This is a genomic window from Mucilaginibacter psychrotolerans (assembly GCF_004519315.1).
Lineage (GTDB): Bacteria > Bacteroidota > Bacteroidia > Sphingobacteriales > Sphingobacteriaceae > Mucilaginibacter > Mucilaginibacter psychrotolerans.
In genome coordinates, this window is sequence record NZ_SOZE01000050.1 from 21,524 (window position 1) to 32,643 (window position 11,120).

General features: G+C 37.6%; 12 protein-coding genes. 6 read left to right on the forward strand and 6 right to left on the reverse strand.

Features of this window, described 5'->3' with window-relative positions; translation table 11 throughout:
• Nucleotides 1–38: 38 nt before the first annotated feature.
• Complete coding sequence (locus tag E2R66_RS26725) at nucleotides 39–1,178, reverse strand: polysaccharide pyruvyl transferase family protein (protein ID WP_158288518.1); 1,140 nt, start codon at nucleotides 1,176–1,178, stop codon at nucleotides 39–41.
• Nucleotides 1,179–1,204: 26 nt separating this feature from the next.
• Nucleotides 1,205–2,692: a lipopolysaccharide biosynthesis protein gene (locus E2R66_RS26730; RefSeq protein WP_133236660.1), complete on the reverse strand. Its 1,488-nt coding sequence runs from the start codon at nucleotides 2,690–2,692 to the stop codon at nucleotides 1,205–1,207.
• Nucleotides 2,693–3,033: 341 nt separating this feature from the next.
• Here E2R66_RS26730 and E2R66_RS26735 point away from each other — a divergent pair, with 341 nt between their 5' ends.
• The 4 genes from E2R66_RS26735 (at nucleotide 3,034) to E2R66_RS26750 (ending at nucleotide 6,364) form a co-directional block, all read left to right on the forward strand.
• The gene (locus tag E2R66_RS26735) at nucleotides 3,034–4,134 is read left to right on the forward strand and encodes a glycosyl hydrolase (RefSeq protein WP_133236658.1); all 1,101 of its coding nucleotides are present in this window, start codon (nucleotides 3,034–3,036) and stop codon (nucleotides 4,132–4,134) included.
• Between the two features lie 400 nt (nucleotides 4,135–4,534).
• A complete protein-coding gene (locus tag E2R66_RS26740; protein ID WP_133236656.1) occupies nucleotides 4,535–4,939 on the forward strand; it encodes a response regulator in 405 nt (134 codons plus the stop codon).
• A gap of 47 nt (nucleotides 4,940–4,986) precedes the next feature.
• Nucleotides 4,987–5,562, forward strand: coding sequence for a hypothetical protein (locus E2R66_RS26745; protein WP_133236654.1), 576 nt, complete (start codon nucleotides 4,987–4,989; stop codon nucleotides 5,560–5,562).
• Between the two features lie 430 nt (nucleotides 5,563–5,992).
• On the forward strand, nucleotides 5,993–6,364 hold the full coding sequence (locus E2R66_RS26750) for a response regulator (RefSeq protein WP_133236652.1): 372 nt from the start codon (nucleotides 5,993–5,995) through the stop codon (nucleotides 6,362–6,364).
• Nucleotides 6,365–6,448: 84 nt separating this feature from the next.
• Here E2R66_RS26750 and E2R66_RS26755 read toward each other — a convergent pair whose 3' ends face one another.
• Nucleotides 6,449–7,444, reverse strand: a complete 996-nt coding sequence (locus tag E2R66_RS26755) for an NHL repeat-containing protein (protein WP_158288519.1) — start codon at nucleotides 7,442–7,444, stop codon at nucleotides 6,449–6,451.
• A 155-nt stretch (nucleotides 7,445–7,599) separates the two neighbouring features.
• Between E2R66_RS26755 and E2R66_RS26760 the strand changes: the two genes are divergently transcribed.
• On the forward strand, nucleotides 7,600–8,145 hold the full coding sequence (locus tag E2R66_RS26760; protein ID WP_133236648.1) for an OmpA family protein: 546 nt from the start codon (nucleotides 7,600–7,602) through the stop codon (nucleotides 8,143–8,145).
• Nucleotides 8,146–8,152: 7 nt separating this feature from the next.
• On the opposite strand, the gene E2R66_RS26765 is transcribed toward E2R66_RS26760, so the two are convergent.
• From E2R66_RS26765 to E2R66_RS26775, 3 genes are all read right to left on the reverse strand, one after another.
• Nucleotides 8,153–8,932, reverse strand: coding sequence for a hypothetical protein (locus tag E2R66_RS26765; RefSeq protein ID WP_133236646.1), 780 nt, complete (start codon nucleotides 8,930–8,932; stop codon nucleotides 8,153–8,155).
• Nucleotides 8,933–9,053: 121 nt separating this feature from the next.
• On the reverse strand, nucleotides 9,054–9,455 hold the full coding sequence (locus E2R66_RS26770) for a hypothetical protein (RefSeq protein ID WP_133236644.1): 402 nt from the start codon (nucleotides 9,453–9,455) through the stop codon (nucleotides 9,054–9,056).
• Between the two features lie 224 nt (nucleotides 9,456–9,679).
• Nucleotides 9,680–10,021: a hypothetical protein gene (locus E2R66_RS26775; protein WP_133236642.1), complete on the reverse strand. Its 342-nt coding sequence runs from the start codon at nucleotides 10,019–10,021 to the stop codon at nucleotides 9,680–9,682.
• Between the two features lie 304 nt (nucleotides 10,022–10,325).
• Between E2R66_RS26775 and E2R66_RS26780 the strand changes: the two genes are divergently transcribed.
• The gene (locus E2R66_RS26780) at nucleotides 10,326–10,562 is read left to right on the forward strand and encodes a hypothetical protein (RefSeq protein ID WP_133236640.1); all 237 of its coding nucleotides are present in this window, start codon (nucleotides 10,326–10,328) and stop codon (nucleotides 10,560–10,562) included.
• The last annotated feature ends 558 nt before the right edge of the window (nucleotides 10,563–11,120 follow it).

The following is an 11,120-nucleotide window of genomic DNA, read 5'->3' on the forward strand; positions in this document are numbered from 1 at the left end:
ATCCACCTTAAAATAAAGTACGTACCCGGTTTTTGAGTTTACCTGTGTTTTTTATAATTGTTTATTACATTGAAAACCTCATCCCACATTTGGGCTGATTTCTCTTTTTGAACTTTGCTCTTTTGCAGGAGCTTTTCACATAGCTGGTATCGATAAGATGGTTGTGCCAAATTAAATAGTAGCGTATTCAAGGTTTCATAATTTATGAGATCTTGTACTAACCCCTCGTGAAAATCATACTCTTTTAATAGCATTACATACTTATGCGACCAGCTTGTGGTAACGCATGGCACGCCTTGACTTAGCGCGCTTACCACGCCGTGGAAGCGGGAACAAACGATGAATTTAGCAGTAGAGATAATGCCTTTTATTTCGAGGGGATCTTCCATCACTATGATGTCTAACGGCTGGGTTAAAAAGCTGTTAACATCTTTTGCTACCTGGTGATCTTTTACGCCTTCATGAATAAGAAAATACGGTTTCAAACCAATGGCAATTGTTTTATCGATAGCGTGTTTTAAAAAACTGATGTATACATCCTGGTTTGCGCTCTTGCTTTCAACTATCTTATAATTTGGTATAATGGCAACCTGATATGTCTCAGAATCAAAACCCTCGGGCACTTTGCCATTTATTAGATTTGTAAAATCGGGCGATTGTTTAATGTTCTGAAATGTAGCTATGTTCTGCAAATGCCGGTACGATTCTTCTTCACGCGCAAACAAAAGATCAGCGTTCAAAATAATCTTTTTCATCACCATTTTAAGTTCTGCAGCATTAAACGGGCCAAAAGCCTGCGGCAGCAGAATTACCTTTTTTCCTTCATTATGCCATTTACTTATTTTGGAACCTAGTCGGCGGCTGGCATAGGTAGCGCCCCACTGATCGCCGAAGGCAAACCCTGATCCATCCAACACGATATTAACTTCGCTTTCGAGGTAATAACCTGCTATACGGCGAATTAAGCCAGGTATAAACGCGCCTATTCTATTTGATCTGTTGCTACTGAACTTTATTTTGATACCATTTTGCAGTAATTTGGCTTTGGGCGTTTTAGCACCTATCTGCATGGTCAGAATTGCCTCAGGAAATTTTTCGCGTATCTTTTTGATGATGGCCTGCATCATTAGTTCTGCACCTTTATTCACAAATTCAACACCGCGTAATTCTATTATCATAATTGTAAAATGAGTTATTAATGTACCTACGAAGCCTTTTTTAGCAGAAGTTTGAGTTCGTGCCCTATCATAAACCATACAACTGTGCCATAGGCCGCAAACAACAGCAAGCCTAAAAACACGAAATGCAAACCCAATAGATCGCCAATTAAATAGGTGACTATGGCTGCGGCAGACGCTACCAGGCATGGGTATAAAGCTTTTAGCAACTCGGCGCTGGATATTTTAACTGGTAGTAAGAAGTTAAAGGTGAATTGAGCTATAACAATCAATAGGAATTTGTTGAATAATATAGCTACAGATGCACCTAAAATTCCATAGTATATGGTTGCATAAGCAAGGGTAGGTACAAATATGGCGGCTTTAAGGATCTGTAATTTCATATCCAACTGCGGTTTACCAAGCCCTCTGATAAGCGCTGTATTCCCGCTTACAATCATTTGAAACATTACGGAAACCGATAGAATTTGCAACGGAACGATTGCTCCTTGCCATTTTGCACCAAATATATAGAACACAAATGGTGCGCCCAGTAATACCAGGAATAGCATGATCGGGAATATCAGCAGGCAGTTGATTTGTACAACTTTAAGATAGTAGCGTTTGAGTGCAACCGGCTCGCTTTGCTTTTTACCGTAAATAGGATACATAACATTGTTAATGACGGCCATAATTCTGCTTCTGAATGTATCCGTAATTACAAAGGCAAATGTGTATGTACCCAAGGTTGATGCGCCAAGTAGCTTACCTATCAGCAAGTAATCTACATTGTTATAGCAGTACGTAAATACATTGGCACCTGCGGTATATATCCCAAAACCGAAAATATCCTTAAAAGCTTGTTTCCCCCATTGGAATTTTGGTAGCCATTTGGTAGCGTTGTAATAAAGCGGCATGGCTATAACCACGGTTGCAATTGCATTAAAAACAAGAGCCCAAATACCTGCACCGCTTAGTGCCAGTATAATGGCTATACAGCCCGCAATGATGTTAGATGTATTATCTACGATGGCAATTTTTTTAAAATTCATTTGCCGGGTAAGCTGAGCTTTATGTACAAGATTAACCGGGCTGAATAATATACCAATGCTTATCACAGGGACTATAAACTTTAAGTACGGTTGGTTATAAAAACTGGCAGCTATAGGGCCTACGCCCACAGCTATGATCACATAAAGCGCTATCGACCAGGCAACTCCTGTCCAAAACGCTGTGTGGTAATGTGTTTCTGTTAGGTTAGCTTCTCTACGCTGAACAAGGGCGGCTCCAACGCCAATATCATTGATAACTTGTACCAAACCTGTAAAAACAGTTGCCATTCCTACCAGGCCAAATTGCGACGGCAGAAGCAGCTTAATTAAGATAAGTTTTACAATAAATGCAAATGATTGATTAACAATCATTTGTAGTGCTGTCCAAATTACACCAGACTTGATGAGCGCTTTATCTGTTTTAGCAGTGGGTTCAATCTGTTCCTTAAAACAGTTAATAGTAGGTTCATTAGTGGTGGCCATATTCAGCTTCTATCTTGTAATATTAGCGATATTATGATACACGGTAATCTGGCCAGGATAATGTGTGCTCATTATGTATAAAGTGGAGTAATAATAACCTGCGTGACCGCTGTAGGCATTCTAATTACAAATTCAGAAACTTCAATCAAGTTAAGAGGTGTTTTGATTTTTTTAAATTGTTTTAACTCCAGAAAAATTAGCAATGTTTTATCGTTTTTTACTTATTAGTTTAAAAAAGATGGATAAAATGTGCGAAACGTTGCGAAATTGGTAACCAAATTTCCATTTTCATCGTAAAAGTTGTAATTAAATACTTACTTTGATGACTATTAATTAAAACTATGGCGCTTAAAACTTACTTAAAAAATCAGTTCCTCTTCGGATTCTCCGTAATTTTATTCCTCTCGGCGTGTAAAAAAGAAGTTGATGTGCAGCCGAATGAAGAGGGTTTATCTCCTAAAATAGCTTTACGGTCCGACCTATTGATGGCATCCAAATCTTCAGTTGCTGAGATAACAAGCAATAGTAGTATATTAAAATTGGGAATTAATGGCCATCTGGGCGACGCACCGTATTTAAAAGTGCCATGGGCTAAGCAAATTGCCATGATTAAAGAGCGCGGCATGTCCTATTATCGCATAAACGTACAAACCAAAGCCGATGGTAGCGCTTCTTCGTCTGTGCATTTGAATGCATTGCAAAAAGCGGCAGATGCCGCAGGAGTGAAAATATTGCCGATGTTATACTTGCGTACGCTTGACTACAACAAATCAGAAGCGGAAAATTATAAAATGGGTAAGGATTTAGGTGGCCGATTTGCTGCTAAGTACGGCAAGTATTTTGTTTTTTACAATTTGGGGAATGATGAAGAGCTTCCTCTGATCTATAAAAACAAAACCGGTATGAAACCCGAGCATTACGACCCTGTAAAATTTAAGGCTGCAGCCGCTTATTTAAAGGGAATGGACGAGGGGATCAAAGCAAACGACCCGGATGCTAAAACACTAGTAGGTGCAGGATGGCTGCATTTTGGTTTTTTGCAGATGTGCGTCGATTACGGCATTAAATTCGATAGAATAGCTTATAATTGGTATTCTGATATGGAAAATGCTGCACCAAAAGCTCCATATTTCATTACAGATATTACCCAAACACTTACTTCGCTATTTCCTGATAAGCCCATTTGGTTTACAGAGTACAACTACAGGTATAAAGCCACCAGCCTAACTAATGAAATTGATCAGGATGAGTTTGTTAATAGGTTTACCGCTAAATGCAGGGCTAATCCGAATGTAAAAGTGGCCATGGTATATGAACTTTTTGATGAGCCTTATAAAAGCGTTCAGGAATCTTCTTACGGAATTATTAAATGGAAAACTCATTACGATATTTGGGAGGACAAGCTATTATCAAAAACCTTTCTCTCAAACTTGTTTAAATAGGTCATTCGTCGATAAAGATGTTTACTTATTAGATAAGCGCATATTTTAAAAACGCACTACACTTATAAATCATTTTTGCCTAATTGGTGATTTTAATTAGCCAATTCATCCTGTTTTTTCTGGGGACAATATCCTGATTTGTTTTTTATGACTGTGCAAATTATACCCGGATCAATATCCACGCAATTTATTGTACCTGCTGTATTTATATTTTAATGTCGTCCAGGCTTTACAAAACCATTTCCATACACCGAAGATGCGGCAGTAGCAGTAAGGGCATATTTGGTCTAAAATGTTATTAACCAAAAGTGTATAATCGGACATTTTTGGGACAGAAAAAAAATCACTATCGTATTACAGTGTCATAAAAGTAAATTTGATTTACTCAAATTTAAATACCATGACAGCGTCAAGACCAATCATATGGGTGATAGATGATAGAGACCTTGATAGCTTTATTTGTAAAAAGATCATTAGTAATATAGTGAAGGATACGGTTATCGAAACTTTAAACGATGGCCAAACCGCAATTGATAGGTTAATGAGATTGACTAAAATGCAATTGCCATTAATGCCCGACTATATTTTCCTGGATATTAATATGCCGGATATGGACGGATGGCAAATTCTTGACGAGTTTGACCGATTAAAGATTTTCCGCGACAAAACCGTTCATATTTTTGTTTTATCATCGTCTGTTTATGTGAATGATATTATCAAATCGCAAACTTACCCTTTAGTTGAGGACTTTATTACCAAGCCAATTACGTCGGAACGCGTAAGAACAATTTTCACTGCAGCCTAAGATGAAAAAGGGCGCTTATCCTTTATTTTTCGTTTTTACTTGCATGTGTGTGGTCGTGCAACAAAGAGCATATTCAAAAAATAGCCCCAGCAGATAAAAAAGGCCACGAATTGTGGCTTGTAAACGGGCCTAATTCCTTTTACAGTGAAAATTCCGCTGATATTTTTTGTGGCATTGATAGAGACCCTTCTGGTAAAACTTTTTGGTATACCGGCAAATCAGCGTTATTCCAAACCATTCCCTTAGGCGGCGATCAGGTTCCAATCGTCTTAACGGTACAGGGGACACAGGATTTTAAAGCAATATGCACCAGCAATAATGGTGTGAAATATTTAGCTACTTCAAATAAAATGTTTAAGTACACAAAATCAGGCGTGTCTGCGGCAATTTTCCCTGGTTTTTCGTTCACAAATATTACTAGTATCGCAGCCAGTGGAGACGGCTATAGAATTTACGTAGTAGACAACGGAAACATAAGGATGATTAGTAACGATGCTAAATATCCAAAGAATATTATAACAGTATTGAACGGGCAACAAGTTGCGGGGATAACCTTATCCAATAGCGAAAAGTATATTTATTTTACTACAACAAACAAAACGGTTAACAAATTGGCGCTGTAAAAAATACCTGTTAATTGTTGCTCAGTAGCAACAATATGCATTGCATGTCGTCACCAGGAATTAAAAGGCAAGGGGAGACTGCGTGTTCACGTGTATATATATTCAAGCTCGCGATTTTTACGAACGAAGTAACGTTTTTAGTATAGAATTACTGTTGATAAACACTTACCGCGATAATGTCAGAGCCAAAATCAGTTGACAAAAGCTCAATGTGAAACATGTGAGAAATATTTTACGTTATAGAAGCAAAATGGAGATTTTATAATTTCGCAAATTTATTTCGTTTAATTTCAACAGTTAAAGGGCAATTGAATTATGAATGGCAAAAAGGCAAAGAAGGTGATATGCTACTTAAATTAGTGCCTTCGGTTAAACTATAGAGAAAATCTGTGGTCGGTAGTGTTTTACATGACAATTATGCTGAGATAATATGAATAAGGCAAAGAAGAAAATATTGATTATTGAGGATGATCAGGAAACCCTTGAGGTATTAAAAACAATACTGGAAGATCAACATTTCGAAGTGGTCGGCTTAGAGCGATCTGACCATATTTTGCAACTGGTAGAACAACACCACCCCGATTTGATACTTACTGATTACTTGCTTTGGGGAATGAACGGCGGCAAAATTTGCAGTGTTATAAAAAGCCATAAAGATACATCGCACATCAAGGTGGTGTTATTAACCGCCTATCAGGATTTTGCCATGTCTTTCGGTACTTTTGGCTTCGACGCTTTGCTGAGCAAACCGTTTGAGATAAAGAAATTAATCAAAACCATTAGTAATTGTTTGGCAGCGTAGCACACTTCTGAATATAAATTAAACGGCCGTGCAAATTATAATTGTACGGCCGTTTTCATAAACGGGTCCTTTTTACATTGTTGTTTAAAAGAGCGTTATCTTGCGAATAGTATTACGTGTATCTGAAACGAACAAAGCCGTTTCGCTATTGGATAGGGCCACATTTGCGGCGACAACATCTGCAGCCGCACCAACGCCGTCTCTGCCGTCTGCCATCGGGAGGGGACCAGTGATTGTAGTAATTGTGTTTCCCACTATCTTTTTTACAGCATTACTTTCGGCGATATAAATGGTGTTGCCGTCTTTGGTAACCGCTATTCCGCTTATGAAAGTGAACTTCTCATTTGGAAAGAGTTTTATAATTTTACCTTCATTTGTAACCTTAAATAGTTGGGTAGCCGTACTCACGTATTTAACGCCGTTAGGGCCGGTTCCTATCCCTCTTAATGATTCATTTGGCGCAAGTAATGATGAGAAATTCACTACGTTCCGTTGAATGGTAGTGCCGGTAATTCTGCCAATGCTATTGTAACCTACAAACCACATAACACCTTTACTGTCTTTCTCCAGATCCAGGTTAGAATCGCTGTTTGTAATACGGTCGTAAACATCAATGCCTTTCTCCTTATTATAAATGCGAATGCCATATCCTGTAGAAACAATATAAAGTGTGCCTCCCGGCGAAATGCCTACCGCCTCGGGTAGGAGCCCTCCACCAGTGTCCTGGTTATAAGATAGTGCTTCAGTGTATACATTGTTTTGCACCGTAATTTTTCTTATTGCACTGTTAAGGAAGTCCGCAACATAAATGCTGCCATCTCCATCAACAGTAATGCCGTGGGGTTTCCAAAATTTAGCTTTTGGCCCTGGGCCATTTACCAGGTAGGGTTCAGACCGCGAAGGTTCGAAGACCCCGGCGATGGTTCGTATGGTATAAGGGGCAGCCACCGCATCAATAGCTGGTTTGCTTATAGCCAATTCATCGGCATTACTTTGCTTGCTTGGCGGGGACGACACTTCTTTTGTACAGGAGGCAACCACACAGCCAGCGATGAGCAGCAATGATGTAGCGTTTTTCATATTAATGGTTTTAGTTAACATGAAATTACACGATTTCTGCTCAGCTATTTACTATAATGGTTGCTTGTGCCCTAAGTTGTATAACTTGAAAAATGTACTTTACTACCCACCACCTGTGAGTTAATTATGGGAGGGCAAAAAAGGTGATATTACACATGGTAGTATACAACCGTGGTTTTAGCATTAATTTGGCTCTTTTTATGCTAGCTTATCGTCAAATAATTAGCACTATGGAAATTAAATCTATAAGCATTTTTGCAATAGCGGTACTCTCGCATTTGCAGGTGCTTAACGTTTACCCTACGATAATAAACACTCCTACAGCGAAGATAACAGTTGAAAACAAGTTTTCGATAGCTGCGCTCACCAAAAATATTGAGTTTGCGTTTTGCAAGGCAAATTTACCATCGGCAGATGCTATACAACTTAATCAACTTGCACAATTTCTCACACAAAATAGGTACGCTATAGCTTTACGCGGTCATGCAGATGCTATTGGTTCATATGTGGGCAATTGGAAAATGTCTGAGGCCCGTGCGAATGGGATAAAGGCATATTTACTAAATAAAGGCGTTTCCGAAGAACGAATAGTAACTACGGCTTTTGGCAGCACAATTCCTATAGCTAATAATAAAACCAGCAAAGGCAGGCAGAAAAACCGCCGGGTAGAGATCATATTAAAACAAATAGGAACAGAATAGATGGCTGCTATAATAATTCGTTAAGCAGCGATGTTTGTGTTGAGGTGATATCTATAATGTGACGTTCAAAGATCTGAGTAATTTCGGTTGATTTTTGAAAAAAAGGTTCAACATAACTTAGTGCTATTAACAACACAGTAAGCGTATTCAGTAAATTACCGATAAAAGCTTTGTTGCCCGTGTAATTAGTATCCGCCACACTGGTAACAGAAATCATCGAGGAGAAGTATTGATAAGTATCAGCTATTTTTTTAAAGGCATTTTTTACGCGTGATACTGCCGCATAATGGCTAAGGTACGCAATTGCTTCGTCAAAGTGGAACTCGTAGCTTTCGAATTTTAAGGTACCGTCGATGTTAAAGTATGCACTATTATCTTGCTTTAATTCTTTAATTTCCGCGTCTATTTCGGCCTGAACAATACCGAATTGTTTACCGTAAGCCGAAATGTTTTTGATGGAGTTTAATAAAATAGCCGTATTGATACCTTCAATATACGATGTGAGCTCATCGATGCCATTTGCTTTTTCTATTAGATATACCACATCAACAGCCTTGGTTATCGCTTCTTTCAATGGTAGTAGGCTACCCTCCGGCAAATTACCCAAACTGCCGATGGTTGATCCAATTGCTGCCAGATGTTGACTTAGCTGCAAAAAAGAATTAAACAAATAGGCGTACGGATCTTTTTCAGAACCTTGCGACTCTAGTTTTGAAAGATAATTCTCAATTAAAAAATTGTTTAACTGTGCTAACTGGAGGCGCAAGTTACTTGATAATTCGCTCATTCATTGGGGAAATATGAGCGAAGATAGGAACTTACTTCAGATTTTTATAATTATAAAATTATACCAACTATAGATAATCAGCTAACAAAATTTGTACCGGATGATTGTAAACTTTAATCATTCAGTTAGCCAGAATAGCGCTACTTTCCTGCTTAGTGTTCTCCTGTTTATGAATACGTTTTAACAGCGCTTCATTGTAAATTTCTAAAAGAGCTAGATATTTGTTTTTCCAAATTTCTTCACCAACTAAATTGTCGCTTGAAATTGCTTTTAATACGGTATGATTCGCCTGTTTATAATTCGGGGCAAAGTCGTCAGCGGAAAAAAATTCTGGAAACTCTTTAGAAAAATCGTGCCGTATAACTTTTCCGATTTTAAAGATGACGTCGCTTTTCAAAAACTGATTTTGAAAATAATTATATATAGATCGCCTGTTTACATCTAATTCGGCAGCAAGGTCCGTAATGCTGTACGCATTTTTCCTTACCAGGTATTCTACAATTTGTCCGTTGTGTTTTTCCATATGCATATTTTTGTAAATGAATAAACATATATTAAACCATTTGATAGGTTTTCTTTCGTTATTGTAGACGGAGAAAGAATTACTTTGTATTTAAATGCCCGATAAGGTGTAGATCAATACAAAGTAATTCGTTGAAAAACTCCTGATGTAGGTTCAAATTTTTTTATTTATACCACATAATGGTGTAAATACAATAGCACATAGCAAATCCTACATCCTGGTTTTCAAACAATTTTTAAATGGCGATCAGCAATTCTATTGTACTCGTTTAAAAGCGTCATATATTTATTTCTCCAAAAATTTCCTTCTTCGCCTAACAGCTGCTTGTGTTTTGGCTGGTTGATGATGTTAAAGTCATCACTGGAGAACATCTCGGGAAATTGCTGTGAGAAATCATGGCGTATGATACAGCCGATGCGAAAAACAATATCCTTTTTGATTTTCTCATGAGTGAACCAATTATATAACGTCCGACGGTTAACATTCATAGATTTGGCGAGGTCGCTTATGTTATAATCATTCTTTCTTAGCGTGTATTCTATAATCTTTCCATGGTGCTTATCCATATTAACCCTTTAGTTCTTTATGTTTTCTACCAGTAAAATTATTAAATATGCACGAAATAAAATTGCTTGTGATTTATGTTGTACGCCTGTATACATAATTTGTCCAAAATCGTTGCTAATTGTCAGTCGCGGATATCATAGCTAAAATTAACTTAAAAAGTGCTTATTGGCTTAACTTATACGGGTTATTCGGACTAATAATCGTTTTTTCCTGTTTTTTACCCTTTGTTTGATAAATTTTTTATTTTATTTGGTAACAATCGTTGGCGTTAAAACGTATAAAACTGTACCTATATTCAATTAGATGAAAAGATTAATCGTAGCTTTAAAAGCCTTCAGCGCTATCATGATGAACAAAGATGTAAGCTTAACCCTTAGGTACGGAAAAAAAGCGCAGTTAAACTTTGAAAAAGGCTGTTTCGCTGAGGCTTCAGATTTCTTAAACACATTGAAAAAACGTGATAATTTCCCTGATCACATACTCAATCAATACAAAGAAGTACTAACCGATTACAATTATAAAACTTACACGAATAATTGATCGCGTTGCATTACGCGGTTATTTAAACGAGACATAACATGTACTTTTTTAACTTCTAACAACGCCATTAATTTGAAAAATCAGTATTGCTAGCTCGTTTTTTTCTAGTGTTAACAATCACGTCTCTAATCTGACATTAGCAATTGTATCAATGTGCCGTAAACCCAACCGCCGTTATACATTTTAAGGGCAGTTTAATCAATCTGCTAAAGCCCGGTTGTATTTAAAATACCTTAGTGTAAATTAAATCAACCCGCTATGAAAATCAGTTACGCCACCTTTTACACAATTTTAATTGGCTGTTTACTTTCAGCTTGTACAAAGGAAAAGGCCTTGTTATCGCCGTCATAGGCTGAAATTAGTACCGACAACAAAACTTTATTAACAACCGGCGCTGTAACACCGCTCACCGTAACCACAGTTGCAGGCAAAGTAAGGGATCAAGGAGAAAAGTTGGGGGGAAGAAAAGATTAAGCATAGATTTTAGCAAGTCTGAAGAGGAAAAAGGTAGTATCTCTAACGCCTCTTGAAGTAGCCCTGAAAGCCTTGATTTTTGCG